The sequence below is a fragment of the Myceligenerans halotolerans genome (assembly GCF_054782975.1).
In genome coordinates this window covers 220,119-234,332 of the sequence record NZ_BAAGRL010000045.1, presented here as the reverse complement: position 1 = coordinate 234,332, position 14,214 = coordinate 220,119, and the positions used below count along the sequence as shown (strand labels likewise).

Genomic DNA, 14,214 nt, shown 5'->3' with positions numbered 1-14,214 from the left:
TCAACGAGAGCAGCGGAAGGCAGCCGGACTGACTCAGTCAGACGCGGCACGGAAGGCGGGGTCAGCCTCGCGACCTGGCGACGGTAGGAGACAGACGCCACCTCGGTCTCCGCCGACGCCAGCGGACTCTTCGAACTCAACGACCGAGACATCTGGGAGAACCTGGAGGAGTGGCTCCTCGCATCGAGCCGCTACCCGATCGGAGACTTCCTCGACCCTCCAGCGACCTTCCTGCCCGTAGCCATCCAAGAACATCACCCGTTCACCTGGTTCGACTCATCGACCCTGGTCACCCAGCCTGGTGCAGATGCCGATGCGGCAGCATAGGCGCTAGGTATCCGATCGGATACAATCGTCTCCATGACTCGTGGAAATCTGCTTCAGGAAGCCCGTGTGGCGGCGGGTCTGTCCCAGGCTGCCCTCGCGGTGCGGGCGGGGACGTCTCGGACCACCCTGTCGGCATACGAGCACGGCCGGAAATCACCGGCACTGTCCACGGCGGAGCGGATCGTCGCCGAGGCAGGGTTTGACCTGGCCTTGCAACCGCGCGTCGAGTTCGTCGAGCATCCCGGCGGGCGGGGACGCCCAGTCCTGGTGCCGACGGTCCTGCCGCGGCTGAGTGCCGATACGGCACTGGCGACCGTATGCCTGCCGCTGCACCTGAACTGGTCCGATCGCGGCCGGGCGTTCGACCTGCGCGACCGCCGCCAGCGCGCTCGGGTCTACGAGATCGTGCTACGCGAGGGCGGACCGGAAGACGTACTCACCTACATCGACGGGGTACTGCTCGCCGACCTGTGGGACGAGCTGGTCCTGCCTCGGCCGGTGCACGCGGCGTGGGAACCGCTGGTGACGCGCACGAGGGCCGAGAAGGCGGCGTGATGGACGTTGCCCTGACGCCGTTCCAGGTCGAGGTGGCGCGGCTGTTCTTCAGCCTGCCCGCCTCGGCCGGATACACCGTCGCCGGCGGGGCAGCGCTGATCGCCTCGGAACTCATCGACCGCCCCACCGAGGACCTCGACCTGTTCACCCACGGACGCCAGACAACGATCGCGCCCGCACGAGAAGCGTTCTTCGCAGCGCTCGATGCCCGAGGCTGGGATGCGACGTCCGTGCAAGACGGCGCGACCTTCTGCCGCCTGATCGTCGGTAACGGCATGGACGACGTCCTCGTCGACCTAGCGGTCGACACACCCCCGGCCGCTCCGCCGACGATGACCGTCCTCGGCCCCACCCTCGCGCCGCTGGACCTGGCCGGGCGCAAGCTGCTCGCACTCTTCGGCCGCGCCGAGGCACGCGACTTCGCCGACGTCTACGTCCTGGCACAGCGATTCGGAACCGACGCACTGCTGGCCCAAGCGGAAGCCGAGGACCCTGGGTTTGACCGGACGATCCTGGCCCAGATGATCGGCAGCCACCAGCGGTTCACCGACGACGAGATCCCCGTACCGCCGGGCGAGGTCAACAAGCTGCGGGACTTTTTCGCCGACTGGCAGCGCACGCTCGGCAACAGGCCTCCGCCTTCGAAGGAACCAGCGAACGAGAGCTGAACCGTTCAAGATCTCGGATGACTGCGCTCAGCGCAACGCATAGAACCAGTTTCCTGCACAGTCACGCTCCACGGTCTCCTGCGACTGCACAACGACGCCGAGGCCAGCCAACTCGGCATCACGAAAGCCGACGCGTCGCAACACCTCAGCCACCCGTACCACAACGCCTGACTGCGACCGAAGCCTGTCGGCTTCGGCATCCGTAGACGTTCCGAGCCAGACGGAAAACTCCACCTGGTCCGGAAACGCTGAGACGTACTCGACCCGACCCACCGCGTCCGAGGCGAAAGCATCGAGAATCTCAGCACGTGCCGTAACGAGCATGCCCCAGCGGTGGTCAGCCATACGCAGATCATCCCAGAGCCGCAGAAGGCCTCTTGGGAGACACACCATAGGTTGCCAGCCCGATGAACCCTACAGATGACACATCGCCCGTGTCGGAATCACCCGGGACCAGCAGTATCCGATGGAGCACGCGTTCGCGGGACCGCGGAAGATCCTCGACCGGCTCGGGTCGATGGATCCGCAGGTGATCGCCGAGACCGACCCGGACCGGTTCGTCGAGCTGTCCACCACTCCCCCGGCCATCCACCGCTACGGACGATCCATGGCCGGACGCGTCCAGGCCCTCGCCCAGGCCGTCGTCGACGAGTACGACGGCGACGCCTCGCGCATCTGGACCGACCCCGGCGCCGACGGCGGGCCGACACGGTTGGGCGCCACCGGTGCCACTCACGACGGAGCGGATCGAGGCCGCGGCCCGGGTTGGTCGAGTGCGGCGCCTGCTGGCCTCGTTGGCGCCGGAATCCTCACCCGCACCCAGCGCGGCAAGTGGGCCTACTACGCGACCATCCCCGGCTCCCTCGACCGCGTCGCCCGGTCTCTGACCACGGTCGAGCCGCTCGGACGCTGAATCGAGAGAGGCCCTGACGACCCGGGGAGCCGGCGCCGTCGTCGGTCAGAACGCGACAGCGGTCGTGTTCGCCCCGCACACCAGCACCGCCACCCGCTCCCCCGGCTCGGGGACGTAGGCCCCGGACAGCAGGGCCGCGAGCGCCGCCGCACCGCCGGGCTCGGCTACGACCCGTACCGCTTCCCATAGGGAGACCTGGGCCGACGCGATCGCGTCGTCGGTGACCAGCACGGACCCGGCCACGAACTGCTGGGCCAGCGGGAACATGAGTCGGCCCACCTGCTGCGGTGCGAGTGAGTCAGCGGCGATCCCCTCGGTCGGCGCGTCCACCGGGGCACCGGCCGCGAGCGCGCGGTGCAGGGTCGGGGCGCCCTCCGGCTCGACGGCCACGATGCGCACGTCGCCGCGGAACCAGGCCGCGATGCCGCCGATCAGCCCACCCCCGCCTACGGCGACGAGCAGCGTGTCGATGTCCGGCAGGTCCCGGGCGATCTCCAGCCCGAGCGTGCCCTGCCCGATCAGCGTCTCCGGTTGGTCGTAGGCGTGAACGGTCAGGGCATCGGTGCTCGCGACGAACTCCTCGCTCGCGGCGAGCGCGTCGGCGTACCGCTCGCCGCCCACGACGAGCTTGGCTCCGTATCCGCGGATGCGGTCCGCCTTGGCCGGTGAGGTCACGCTGGGCACGAAGATCGTCGCGGGGATCCCGAGCCGGGCCGCGGCGTAGGCGACGGCGGCCCCGTGGTTGCCGCCGGAGGCCGCGACCACGCCGGCGTCGGGCACGTCGCGGGTCAGGAGGTTGGTGAAGGCACCGCGCGCCTTGAACGAGCCGGAGTGCTGCAGGCATTCGAGCTTGAGCGCGACGGGGTGGGCCGGGCGGCCGAAGTCGGCCAGGTCGGCGTCCAGCACCGGCGTGTGGCGGATGTACGGGCGGATCAGGCTCTCCGCGGCGCGGATCGTGTCGCGGGTGACGTCGACCATGGGGTCCTCCTCCGGGCGTCGAGCGCGTCGGACCCGGATCGGTCAGCACACCCTTGCAGGCCATTCTCGACCTCTACGATACTTTCCCGCGTGAATGCTCCGTCCAGGACGATGCGTGTCGGGCGAGCAGTCCGGCGTGCAGGTCTCGCGGCTCTGGTCGCCACGACGCTCACCGGCTGCACGCCCGATCCACTCGGCATCGTCGCGCTGACGCGTCACGACGGCGAGATCGTGGCCGAGGTCCGGATGTGCGAAGATCCCGCGCTGGCTCTGAGGATCGATGAAGCGCGCGGCACGAGTGACGACTCCACCGCCAGGCAGACCGACGACACCCACGACCCCTTGTCCGAGTCCCGGCCCCCAGGTGCCCCGCTGTTCAACGTGCCCGCCGACAAGCCGCACGCCAGCACCGCGTCGATCGTGATCGGTCCCGAGATCCTGGACGCGATGGACCCCGCCACGGTCTACACCGTGTCGGCGACTTCTGACGCCTCAGGACTGGCCTACGCTCCGGACGTCTCCCGCGACGACCTGGAGAAGCTCGACGAGGGCGACTTCCTGCGTGTCCGCTGGAGCGAAGCACGCCAGGAGTCCGTCCACGTCATCCGGACCAAAGCCGAGTTCGAGAAGGAGGCAGTCGACTTCTGCGCCACCCGTTGATCGGTGCGAGCCGCGGCCCGCACCACGAGGCCGCAGGCCAGCGCGTCGGCCAGGCGGGCGGGGCACGTCCTGGATCGCTTCGTCACAGCCGACGGCCCCCCTGTTCGACCTCCGTCACCACCCAGGTCAATTCCGGTGACACGGGCGGCCGTCCTCGCCAGGATGGCCGGTATGAAAGATGTCGAAGTGGTCGTCGCGCACAGTCAGCGTGCGACGCTGCGCGTCGGTGACGTGTTCCTGAAGGTCGACGGCGACCCGGCGCACGCCGACGTCGAGGTGCGGGCGATGGCCATGGCGCCGGTACCGACCCCGGCGATCCTCTGGCGCGAGCCGCCCGTGCTCGCGATCGCCGCCGTACCCGGCAAGGCGCTCGGAGTCCTCGGCGAACCGTCGGCCGCGTCGCCGGCGGCGTGGGCTGCGGCGGGTGCCGCCATACGGAGGCTGCACGACGCGCCGTTGCCGCCGTGGCCGGGGCGCAGGCTCGAGGATGTGGCGGCGGAACTCGACCGCGAGTGCGCGTGGCTGCTCGCCAACGGCGTTCTGCCCGCCGAGGTCGTCCGGCGCAACCGCGAGATCGCCGAGGCCGCGCTCCGGCCGTGGAAGCCGGTGTTCATCCATGGTGACCTGCAGATCACCCACGTGTTCGTCGACGGCGACGAGGTCACCGGCGTCATCGACTGGTCGGGGGCCGCCCCCGGAGACGCCATGTTCGACCTCGCCACCTTGACGCTCGGGCACGAGGAACGACTGGACGACCTGCTTGCCGGCTACGGCGCCGGCGCGGACCGGGAGGTGATCCGCGCCTGGTGGTCACTGCGCAGTCTGGTGGTGTCGCGCTGGCTGATCGAGCACGGCTTCGATCCGGATGAACCGGGGTGCGAGTTCGACGTGCTCAGATCCCTCTCAGCGGTGGCGGGTGCCTCCGTCGACGTGGATGGTCTCGCCCGTGACCCAGCCGGCGCCCAGGAGCCATAGGGCCGTGTCCGCGACGTCGTCCAGGCTTCCCACCCGTCCCAGAAGGGATCCGGTGGCGGCGTTGCCGAGGAGGGCCGTGCGACGCTCGTCGGGCAACGCGTCCCAGGCGCCGGAATCGGTGATCCCCGGGGCGATCGCGTTGACCCGCAGCGGGCCCAGCTCCACGGCCAGATGGGTGACCAGCGCTGCCAGAGCGGCGTTCGCGGCGCCCTTGACCACGGTGCCCCCCTTGGGCTTCCAGCCCACGATGCCGGAGAAGAACAGGAACGAGCCGCCGTCGGGCATCGTCGGCGCGAAGTGCTTGGCCAGCAGAAGCGGCCCGAAGACCTTCGCGCCGAACGCGGCGACGACCCTGGCGTGCTCCAGGTCAGGGATCGGGACGTCGCGGTGCGCCGAGGCGGTCGAGACCACATGGTCGAAGCCGCCCAGCGTCTCGGCCGCCGCCGATGACCAGGACACGCTTGCCAGCAAGGTTTTCGCTCATGACCTGGACGGTATAGATTCGCTACCGGTATCTACAACGCTACCGGGAGGCGTCGATGGGCAAGGCATACAACGTCATGGCTGCCACCTGCCCCAGCCGCACCGTGCTGCACCGCATCGGCGCCCGCTGGACGGTGTTCGTCGTGAACGCCCTGGAGCACGAACCCAAGCGGTTCACGGAGTTGAAGAACCACATCCGCGGTATCACGCCCAAGGCTCTGACCGAGACCTTGCGCGCGATGGAGGCCGACGGGCTCGTGCGGCGCACCGACCTGGGTGGCAACCCGCCCCACGTCGAGTACGCCCTCACCGACCTCGGCCTCTCCCTGCTGGTCCCGCTGCGCGCCGTGCGGCAGTGGGCCGAGACTCACGTCCCCGAGATCCTTACCGCGCGCGCCCGAGCCGGCGACGAAACGGCAGGACATCCTTCGCACCACCCGCCCGGCGTGCCGGCCGGTCATCCGCTGCAGGAAGCGTCCAGGTCCGACGCCGGTTCGCCCGTGGCGACGAAACCGAACGTCCGGCTCGCCCGCGCCGGGACCTCGGCGTTGTAGCCGGCGTCCGATGCCGTGAAGGTCGCGCCGGCCTGATCCCACTCCACCTGCCAGGCATGGCTCACCTCCTGGCCGTCGGGGATCTGCCACGCGACGTCCCAGCCGTCGAGCGCGGCGTCGCCGGCGGTGACTGTGGCCCGGCCCTGCCAGCCCCCGGGCCAGGAGCCGACGGTCTCGACCGTGGCGGTGCAGACGTCGCCCTCGCCGTCACCGTTGCCGTCGTCGTCGTCGATGACGAGCGTCGTGAGCGACCGTGGCTCCAGGTCGACGCGCGTGGACGCGCCGGTGAGCTCGGTGTTCGACGTCGCCGCGAGGTCGTGGCCCTCGTCGGTGCGGTAGGTGGTCAGCGAATCGCCCGCCTCCGCGCCCTGGAGCTCGAGGTCCAGGGTGAGCGCGGTGTCGCGGTTGTTGATCACGTTCACGACGCGGCGTCCGTCCGCGTTGCGGAAGCCGGAGATCTTGAGCTGCTGCCCCTCCGTCCCGGCGGTCACGCGGTGGGCTCCCGGGCGGACGAACCGGCTGTAGGCGGCGGTCGCCCACAGGCGTTTGGAGACGTGGTAGGTGTCGCCGTCGATCTGGATCGGAGCAGCCGTGTTGTTCAGGGACGCCCCGAACCACGACACGTAGGCGTTGACCTGCGCAGCGGTCAGCGTGTCGTGGATGTCGTTGGCCAGCGCCAGCCCGGAGTTGGCACCCCCGCCGTCCCAGAGCTCGTTCCAGGCGGTGGCCGGAAGGGCGTATTCCGACATCCAGGTCTTCGCGTCCGTCGGCAGGGGGCCGCGGGCCGAGGTGACGTAGCTGTGGCCGGTGTGGACGTCCACCCACCGGTCGGCCTCGGGGTCGGCCTCGATCGCCTGCGAGTACTGCACCTGCCGGTCCCAGCCGGCGGCGTCGCAGCACGCGATATCGATGTCCAGGCCGGACCGCTCGACCGTAGGACCGAAGACGCGGAGGAAGTCCGTGATCTGCGCGTCGTCGAACCGCATGGACTCGTACGACGTCGTGAAGTCCGGCTCGTTCGTGAATCCGAGGTCGGTGACGTCGATGCCCTCCTCGGCGTAGAACTTCGCGTACTGCACGAGGTAGTCCGCATACGCCTGCCGCCAGTCCTCGCCGCAGTCCGTGCCCGGGCTGCCGCACAGCTCACCGCCGTCGGTGTCCGAGCCGTTGGTCTTCATGTACCCGGGGGCACTCCACGCGTCGGCGTAGAAACGCTGCACGCCGTAGTCGGCCGCCTCCGTGGCGAGCCACAGCTGACCGCCGTCGTCGCCGTCCCACACATATTGCGGATCGGCGTCCGGACCGCCCGGGTCCCGGGGCTGGATCCCGAAGATCCCGAGGCGAAGGATGGTCATGCCCATGCCCGCCTTGGGGTCGAGCAGGAGGTCGAGCACCTCGCGGCGCGCGTCGGCGGGAAGGTCGCGCAGGTTCTGCGCGCGGCCGAACGTCTGGGAGAAGCCGAAGCCGTCGATCTCCTGTTCGTGGGCCGTGAAGTCGACGGTGGCCGACTCCTCGGTGGGCAGGTCGATCACCGGAGGAGCCTCGAGCTGGGTGACCGAGATCGCGTCGATGTAGTAGGACAGGGTCGGGTCGCTGCTCTCGACGTAGAACTGGCGCTTCGTCGCGCGTTCGGCGGGTTCGTACGTCCCCGTCACCTCGACCCACGCCCCGTCGGTCACGACGGCGGCGGTCGCGATGCCCGGGTAGCTGGTCTCGCCGGTCTCCTCGGAGGTGGTCTCCATGGAGAGCTTGATGTCGGCGGGATCCTCACCCTCGGCGAGCCGGACGCTCACCGAGAACTCGTACACGCCCAGCGCCTCGACGACGTCCAGCATGTTGTGCGCCGGCCCGTTCCAGGCCGAGGTGCGTCCGGTGGTGAGCAGGCTGTACTCACCCGAGGCGGCCTGCGCGTCGCTGGCCTCGAGCGTGACGCCGCCACGACTCACCCAGCTTTCGATCGTGCCGTTCTCGAAGTCGCTGGAGAACACCACCGGCTGACCGGCCGCGGCCGCGGCCGTTTCGCCGACGGCAGCTGCTCCGCCGGCGGCGAGAGCCGTCGCCACGAGCATGACGAGCGCCGGCGGTCGGGCGAGGTTCGTGCGGGTCTTCCTGTTGCGCATGGTGTCACTCCGTTGTTGATCCATGTCGTGCAGGCCAGGGACTCGAACTGTTTCTCCCGGCGACCCCCCGAAACTTTCGATACGGTCGGACCGATCGACGCCCCAGGGCCAAGTTTCGCCCACATAGATGACGCCTTCAAGCATCGAAAGTTTCGACGCCTGATGGGCGCCCAGGAAGACGCCCTGCCCTACCCTCTGCCCGACGACGTCACGCAAACCATCGGCGCAGTCCGCACCTGGACGGGCGACCGGGAGGACTGACGAGCGCTCGGATCATTCGAAGGGGGTGTCGCTCCACCGGAACCAGGCCCGGTCTCCTTCGATGTGCAGCAGGTACTCGGCGACCGGGCCGTCCGGGTCGTGCAAGGAGAGCTGGCGCGTGATCTGGTCGTAGAGCGACTCCCAGGTGGGCACCTGCTCGGGCAGGTCTGCGTGGATCAGTTCCAGCTCACGATCGAACAGAGGCTGGAACTGCGCGAACCCAGGATGCGGCTCGAAGGCGCCCTCCAGCCAGGGGAAATCACCCCCGTCGATGGTGATCGTGCCGATGGCCTCGCCGGAGTGGTGGAGAGTCCAGACCTCACCTCCGCGACTCACCGTGCGCTCCTGGTGCCGGGGCTCTTGCGAAACATGCTCGGACCGTACGGCGGGCTCTGCGGGCCGTCAACGGCAGACCGACCAGAAGCGGGCTCACCAGGTGGCGGCAACCTGTTCGGGTCGGATATCTTGGCCGCTCAGCCGCCCCGGGTACCCACGCGGAGGTCTCGCCCGATGCACTCCTCGTCTTCGCACGGACACATGGCGTGGGGCAAGGCCGAGTATGCCGATTACCTGGACGGCGAGCGGCACCGCTACGCGTGGGTGATGCGCCGCTACGGCGGGCTCGGACAGGCCGAGGCTGACGCGGCGGCCCTGGCGTGCTATCCGTACGAGTCGGACGACGTCCCGTTCCGCGAGCTGGTCTTCCATGATGAGGCCTGGCACTGGGCGATGCTGGGTCTTCACGGTGACCAGTACTGGCGGCAACACCCCGAACTGGCGCAGCCTCCTGCCGAATACCGGGCGCTCGAGTGAACCGGCCGTGCTGATGATTGGACGCGACGGGGCGGAGCCGCCGTGATCGACCTGGGCAGCACCGCACTCCTCGTCGCACTGTTCGCGCTCGTCCTGGTCTCCGGCATCGTGCAGTCGCTGTCGGGATTCGGCTTCGCCCTGTTCAGCGCTCCCCTGCTGACCGCGACCATCGGCGGCCCCGCAGCCGTCTCGACGATCCTGATCACCGGAACCGTCTGCGACGTCGCCATCCTTGCGATGCGCCGCAGCATTCCCCGACCGGAACCTCGCGAAGCCCTCACCCTCGCCGGGTGGTCGGCCCCGGGCATGCTCGCCGGCGCATGGCTGCTCGCCGCCCTCCCCGCCACCGGCCTGCAACTCTTCGTCGCGGGCATCGCCATCGCCGCCGTCCTCCTGCGGCTGCGGTCGCGCGAACGCCTGGTCGCCGTCAGCAGCCGGTGGGCCGCCCCCGCAGGTGTGCTGTCGGGAGCGCTGAGCACCTCGACGTCGCTCGGCGGCCCGCCTACGGTCTACTACCTCGTCCACCGAGGCCTGAAGCCCCACACGATGCGCGACACGCTCGTCGCCCTGTCGCTGATCCGGCTTCCCCTGAGCGTCGTGTCGCTGCTCATCGCTGGCGTCTGGGAGACCTACGAGTTCTGGCCCGCGCTCATCGTCGCGGCACTCCTCGGGCAGTTCCTGGGCACCCAGGCATTCCAGCGATTCGGCCACGCACGATACGAACACATCGTGCTGGGCCTCCTGGCGCTCGCCGCCGTCGTCTCGGTTGCTTCCCTGGCTCTCCGCTGACGTCTCTTCGCCCTGATCAGGCCATCAGGGGCGATCTGTCAGGACGTCCGCATCACGGTGGGGCGCGAAGTAGTCGCGGAGCATCTCTGCCGGCCACGCCGGTTCGTGGACCTCACCTCGGGGGCCGAACGTGGTGAACCACGGCTTGATGTCCAGCACCGGGGTCCCGTCGACCGCGTCCAGGTCCTCGACGTGCAGATCGAGGCCGTCGACGGCGATGAGCCGGCATCGGCTCACGCCGAGCCAGTTGAGACGGCGCATGTTCCGATGCCCGAAGATCCCGACCTCCGGCCAGTCAGGGTTGTCACGCGGACGACGCGCGCCAGGATTCAGGTCGGCCTTGTCGGTCAGATGGAAGAAGAACGCGATCTCCAGATGGGAGAAATCCTCCAGTCCCTTGGTCGCCTCGACCGGGAACCGGTCGCCGTCGACCCGGATGATCGACCGGGTCCCACCCCAGAAGTCGTCGGTCGGCTCCGCCCGCCCGCCGACCACGCGCGCAACGGGGATCATCTCGATCGGTTCCATCAGTCTCCTTCCATCGTCAGCTACCCAGTGGCGCGTCGGTGATGGTGTCCCATTGGTACATCCGGTGGTCGCGGTTGAGGCGGATGAGCTGGACCGAGCGGATCGGGATGGTCACTGGTTCCAGCTCGCGGAGTACGGCCAGGCGTTCGCGCAGAGGCCCGGTAGGCACATCGGAGTTGGAGTACGCGATGGAAACGTGCGGGCGGAATTCAGGGGCCTCGGGGACGGTGTCCCAGACGGTGCCGATCGTTTCGCGGATAGCATCCCGCACCGCATGCACGGCGTCCCGTGGGCGCACGAGCAGTCCGGTTGCTTCGTCGTCGCCCTCAACCGGGCCGAGGGTCATGTCGAAGACCGGCACCTTGGACAGCCGAGCAGTCGCTTCCTGGACGATGTCCCGGACGTCAGTATCCGGGACGTCGTCGGTGAACCCCAGGCCCTGCATCGTCAGGTGCAGCCAGCGTCGCGGAATCGGGTCGAGGCCGACGACGCCGTCAAGCCCGTCGTGCAGACGCGAGACCAGGTCGTGCAGCGGCTCGGATCCTTCGTTGTCGAAGGTGATGTGCCAGGTGTAGAAGCTACGGCCTAACCGCCATCCAGGCCGCCACCACCAGTGGTTTACCAGCCGCTCAAGCCGGCCGAACTCGGCCCACCGCTCCTCGAAGCTCGCCAGTTCCTGCGACGCCATCCATGCCCTCCCTCTGGTTGCGGGAACGGTCCGTGACAAGCTCACGCACCTCTCGGGCCTCGGGTAAAGCCTGCCACGGGCATGCAGCCTGAAGGAACTGCGCGACACGTTGCTGGACCGGGAACGGCAGAACATCGGCCGGAGCCGTCTACTGCGGGATTGTGCGGCTCCTCGAACAGCGGCGGCACCTATGGTGGGGCCGTTCTCCTCGTGTGAGAACCGGAGTACCGTGCGGGGTGACGGACTCGGAACGGAGACCACGATGTCCACACCCCATGGAACTTCCCCCGACGCACTTCCCTTCGGCCGGCGAGTGCGCCGAGTCCGCGAGCGTAACGGACAGACGCGGGCCGTCGTGGGCGGTCTCGTCGGGCGCTCGTCGGAGTGGGTCAAGGCGATTGAGAACGGGCGTCTTCAGGTTCCTCGGCTCCCTTTGCTCTTCCGCCTCGCCGAGGTGCTCGGGGTTGAGGATCTCGCGGAGCTTACGGGAGATGAACGCATCTCGGCTTCCAGCTACACCAAGGCCGCGCACGATGCCTTGCCGGCCGTTCGAGAGGCTCTCACGACGTACGCTCTGGGTCGCCGGGATGAGGAACCAGAGAGTGCCGGAGCTCTCCTCGGGCGCGTCCAGGAAGCGTGGCGGATGTGGCACGGCTCTGGTGGCCATCGGACACGAGTCGCCATGGTGATCCCGGATCTCCTGGCGGACTTGCAGTACGCGGCACGTGCTTGGGAAGGCAGCGAGCGGCGGCGAGTTCTTGTCGCCCTGGCCGAGACCTATCACCTCGCGCAGCTCTACCTGTCCTTTCAGCCGGTGCCGGAACTTGTGATGCTCACAGGTGACCGTTCCATGTCGGCCGCGCAGGACGCGGACAGCCCTCAGGCCATTGCCGCGGCCTCTTGGTACATGAACCATGTCTTCCGTGACGCCGGGGAGCGGCACGACGCGCGGGTGGATCTCGCGATGAAAGCGGCGGATCTACTGCGCCCGGACAGCGGACAGGAAGACCTCGCCCGATGGGGCCTTCTGCACCTGGCAGCTTCCCTGTCGTATGCCAAGATCGGTCAGCGCGGGAACGCGGAACGGTTCTGGGATCACGCCGACAACGCGGCCCGTCGGCTCGGGGACGACTACACACACCCGTACCTGATCTTTGGTCGGGGCATGGTCGATGCCTACGCCATCACGATGAACGCCGACCTGGTGCGAGGTAGTGAGGCTGTCGACGTAGCTGGACACGTTGACCTGAACCCCATGCCGTCAGCGACCCGCCGCTCGTTCCACATGATCGAGTCGGCTCGGGCCTACAGCATGCAAGGCGAGCAGGTCGCCGTCGTTCACCTCCTGAAGAAGGCGCTCGATATCTCACCGGAAACGGCGCGTTTCAATCTGTTCGCGCGCTCAGCGGTCATGGATCTCGCAGAGTCGGCAAGTGCCATCGTCCGTGATGACGTGCGGTACTTGTCGGCCAAGATGGGCATTCTCGCCGACGCGTAACGGGTACAACCTGTACCCCTCCGCGAGGGGGTAGAAGTTCTACCCCTCGGCGTTTTCCAGCGGCCATACCGTCAGACGACACCTGACCACGCAGAACCCCCGCGACCCGATGTGGACGGTTCGGGAACGTGGTCAACCTGACGGAAGCAGGTCGACACATGACAACCCAACCCACGATGGCAGCCAGCCGCCCGGTGAAGGTGGCCTTCGTCGATGCCGACGACACACTTCTCCCGGCGGGCGGCGATGTCGTGCCGGAGCCGGCGCGCCGCGCGGTGGCCGCAGCAGTGGCCAAGGGCATCTTGGTGGTGCCGTGCACGGGACGCTCCGTCGTCGGCATCCTCCCGATCGCGGAGCAGTTGCGACTGGTCAAGGGCAGTTTCTTCATCGCCTCCAACGGCGCGGTCACCGGGGCCTTGACCGGGAACCGGCGTCGTCCGTTCGAGATCCTGCGCGAGCAGGTGTTCGACCCGTGGGCCGCGTTCACCGTCTCGATGGCCGTGGAACCGCAGGTGGCCATGGCGGTGGAGCGGGTCGGGGTGGGATGGCGCGTGAACAAGCCCTTCCCGGCCCATCGCCTGAACGGCCTCCAGCATGTCGTGCACGAGAAGGTGCTGTGGTCCGAGCACGTGACCCGCGCCGTCGTGCACGCACCCGGCATCGCCGAATACGTGCCGCAGATCGAAGGCACCGGCTGCACCGCGACTCCGAACGGCCCGAACTGGTTGGATATTACGAAACGTGGGCTTTCGAAGGCGACAGAGGCGGATGCGTTGCGTCTGCGGTGGGGGATTCACCCTGATGACACTGCGGCGATCGGCGATGGCGTGAATGATATTCCGCTGTTGCACCAGGTGCATCACGCCTTCGCCATGGGGAATGCGGCGCAGGCCGTGAAGGACGCCGCCGATTACGTCGTCGGATCGATCGACCACCACGGCGTCGTGGAGGCCCTGAACTCCCTGACCCTGTCGACCCGCGCGTCCCGGGTGGCTGAGGTGGAGGTGGGCACGCGATGACCATCTTCGAGGACGGGGAGGACTTCGCGGCCGAGTCCGCGGATCGCGGGTCGACTGCGACATCTGATCGGTGGACGCGGCTGGTGGAGGCCCTGCGGGCAGTCGCCGGCAGGTGGATCGAGGTCTCCGGGGTCGTCGCGGTGCGCGTCCGGCTGGACGGCTCATCCTCGGGCTTGGCTTCTTGTCAGGTCTGGGCGGCGACGCCGTCGACGGCGTGGACATCACGGGCAGCCATCGACGTCGCCGGCATGTCGATGGAGGAGCTCACGCAGGCGGTGAACGCGGCCGGGTTCCACTTCCCCTTGACCAAGGAGCACCGTCCGAAGTGGCGCGTGGACCTCAATGGGGGCACGACGTACACGCTGGATGTGATGCGCTGATGGGG

At 68.5% G+C, this 14,214-nt stretch carries 18 protein-coding genes; 11 read left to right on the top strand and 7 right to left on the bottom strand.

Going from position 1 to position 14,214, the window contains the following annotated elements; translation table 11 throughout:
• Positions 1 to 360 precede the first annotated feature (360 nt).
• Positions 361 to 882 carry a helix-turn-helix transcriptional regulator gene (locus ACYVK5_RS22820; RefSeq protein ID WP_460708272.1) on the top strand — a complete coding sequence of 174 codons (522 nt, stop codon included), beginning with the start codon at positions 361 to 363 and terminating at the stop codon, positions 880 to 882.
• A complete protein-coding gene (locus tag ACYVK5_RS22815) occupies positions 882 to 1,550 on the top strand; it encodes a nucleotidyl transferase AbiEii/AbiGii toxin family protein (protein WP_460708271.1) in 669 nt (222 codons plus the stop codon). Before ACYVK5_RS22820 ends, ACYVK5_RS22815 begins: the two co-directional genes overlap by 1 nt.
• Before the next feature lie 27 nt (positions 1,551 to 1,577).
• Here ACYVK5_RS22815 and ACYVK5_RS22810 read toward each other — a convergent pair whose 3' ends face one another.
• On the bottom strand, positions 1,578 to 1,895 hold the full coding sequence (locus tag ACYVK5_RS22810) for a hypothetical protein (RefSeq protein WP_460708270.1): 318 nt from the start codon (positions 1,893 to 1,895) through the stop codon (positions 1,578 to 1,580).
• 121 nt (positions 1,896 to 2,016) lie between these two features.
• Between ACYVK5_RS22810 and ACYVK5_RS22805 the strand changes: the two genes are divergently transcribed.
• Positions 2,017 to 2,463 carry an HhH-GDP family DNA glycosylase gene (locus tag ACYVK5_RS22805; protein ID WP_460708269.1) on the top strand — a complete coding sequence of 149 codons (447 nt, stop codon included), beginning with the start codon at positions 2,017 to 2,019 and terminating at the stop codon, positions 2,461 to 2,463.
• A gap of 45 nt (positions 2,464 to 2,508) precedes the next feature.
• Here the strand turns inward: ACYVK5_RS22805 and ACYVK5_RS22800 are convergent, their stop codons facing one another.
• On the bottom strand, positions 2,509 to 3,441 hold the full coding sequence (locus ACYVK5_RS22800) for a threonine/serine dehydratase (RefSeq protein WP_460708268.1): 933 nt from the start codon (positions 3,439 to 3,441) through the stop codon (positions 2,509 to 2,511).
• A 90-nt stretch (positions 3,442 to 3,531) separates the two neighbouring features.
• Here ACYVK5_RS22800 and ACYVK5_RS22795 point away from each other — a divergent pair, with 90 nt between their 5' ends.
• Positions 3,532 to 4,101, top strand: a complete 570-nt coding sequence (locus ACYVK5_RS22795) for a hypothetical protein (RefSeq protein WP_460708267.1) — start codon at positions 3,532 to 3,534, stop codon at positions 4,099 to 4,101.
• A gap of 171 nt (positions 4,102 to 4,272) precedes the next feature.
• Positions 4,273 to 5,076: a phosphotransferase family protein gene (locus ACYVK5_RS22790; RefSeq protein WP_460708266.1), complete on the top strand. Its 804-nt coding sequence runs from the start codon at positions 4,273 to 4,275 to the stop codon at positions 5,074 to 5,076.
• Here ACYVK5_RS22790 and ACYVK5_RS22785 read toward each other — a convergent pair.
• The gene (locus ACYVK5_RS22785) at positions 5,005 to 5,535 is read right to left on the bottom strand and encodes an SDR family oxidoreductase (protein ID WP_460708265.1); all 531 of its coding nucleotides are present in this window, start codon (positions 5,533 to 5,535) and stop codon (positions 5,005 to 5,007) included. The two genes, ACYVK5_RS22790 and ACYVK5_RS22785, sit on opposite strands and share 72 nt — an antisense overlap.
• A gap of 80 nt (positions 5,536 to 5,615) precedes the next feature.
• Between ACYVK5_RS22785 and ACYVK5_RS22780 the strand changes: the two genes are divergently transcribed.
• Positions 5,616 to 6,113: a winged helix-turn-helix transcriptional regulator gene (locus ACYVK5_RS22780; protein WP_460708264.1), complete on the top strand. Its 498-nt coding sequence runs from the start codon at positions 5,616 to 5,618 to the stop codon at positions 6,111 to 6,113.
• On the opposite strand, the gene ACYVK5_RS22775 is transcribed toward ACYVK5_RS22780, so the two are convergent.
• Positions 6,017 to 8,233: a carbohydrate binding domain-containing protein gene (locus ACYVK5_RS22775; RefSeq protein ID WP_460708263.1), complete on the bottom strand. Its 2,217-nt coding sequence runs from the start codon at positions 8,231 to 8,233 to the stop codon at positions 6,017 to 6,019. The genes ACYVK5_RS22780 and ACYVK5_RS22775 overlap by 97 nt on opposite strands.
• Before the next feature lie 273 nt (positions 8,234 to 8,506).
• The gene (locus ACYVK5_RS22770) at positions 8,507 to 8,830 is read right to left on the bottom strand and encodes a hypothetical protein (RefSeq protein WP_460708262.1); all 324 of its coding nucleotides are present in this window, start codon (positions 8,828 to 8,830) and stop codon (positions 8,507 to 8,509) included.
• Between the two features lie 174 nt (positions 8,831 to 9,004).
• Here ACYVK5_RS22770 and ACYVK5_RS22765 point away from each other — a divergent pair, with 174 nt between their 5' ends.
• Both ACYVK5_RS22765 and ACYVK5_RS22760 read left to right on the top strand, forming a co-directional pair.
• Positions 9,005 to 9,307 carry a hypothetical protein gene (locus tag ACYVK5_RS22765; protein ID WP_460708261.1) on the top strand — a complete coding sequence of 101 codons (303 nt, stop codon included), beginning with the start codon at positions 9,005 to 9,007 and terminating at the stop codon, positions 9,305 to 9,307.
• Positions 9,308 to 9,349: 42 nt separating this feature from the next.
• Positions 9,350 to 10,096: a sulfite exporter TauE/SafE family protein gene (locus ACYVK5_RS22760; RefSeq protein WP_460708260.1), complete on the top strand. Its 747-nt coding sequence runs from the start codon at positions 9,350 to 9,352 to the stop codon at positions 10,094 to 10,096.
• Between the two features lie 24 nt (positions 10,097 to 10,120).
• Here ACYVK5_RS22760 and ACYVK5_RS22755 read toward each other — a convergent pair whose 3' ends face one another.
• Positions 10,121 to 10,624: an SAM-dependent methyltransferase gene (locus tag ACYVK5_RS22755; RefSeq protein ID WP_460708259.1), complete on the bottom strand. Its 504-nt coding sequence runs from the start codon at positions 10,622 to 10,624 to the stop codon at positions 10,121 to 10,123.
• 16 nt (positions 10,625 to 10,640) lie between these two features.
• Positions 10,641 to 11,312 carry a 2'-5' RNA ligase family protein gene (locus ACYVK5_RS22750; RefSeq protein WP_460708258.1) on the bottom strand — a complete coding sequence of 224 codons (672 nt, stop codon included), beginning with the start codon at positions 11,310 to 11,312 and terminating at the stop codon, positions 10,641 to 10,643.
• Between the two features lie 190 nt (positions 11,313 to 11,502).
• Here ACYVK5_RS22750 and ACYVK5_RS22745 point away from each other — a divergent pair, with 190 nt between their 5' ends.
• From ACYVK5_RS22745 to ACYVK5_RS22735, 3 genes are all read left to right on the top strand, one after another.
• A complete protein-coding gene (locus ACYVK5_RS22745) occupies positions 11,503 to 12,810 on the top strand; it encodes a helix-turn-helix domain-containing protein (protein ID WP_460708257.1) in 1,308 nt (435 codons plus the stop codon).
• Positions 12,811 to 12,968: 158 nt separating this feature from the next.
• Complete coding sequence (locus ACYVK5_RS22740; protein ID WP_460708256.1) at positions 12,969 to 13,829, top strand: HAD family hydrolase; 861 nt, start codon at positions 12,969 to 12,971, stop codon at positions 13,827 to 13,829.
• Positions 13,826 to 14,209, top strand: a complete 384-nt coding sequence (locus ACYVK5_RS22735) for a hypothetical protein (protein WP_460708255.1) — start codon at positions 13,826 to 13,828, stop codon at positions 14,207 to 14,209. The genes ACYVK5_RS22740 and ACYVK5_RS22735 overlap by 4 nt, the downstream gene beginning before the upstream one ends.
• Positions 14,210 to 14,214: the final 5 nt, after the last annotated feature.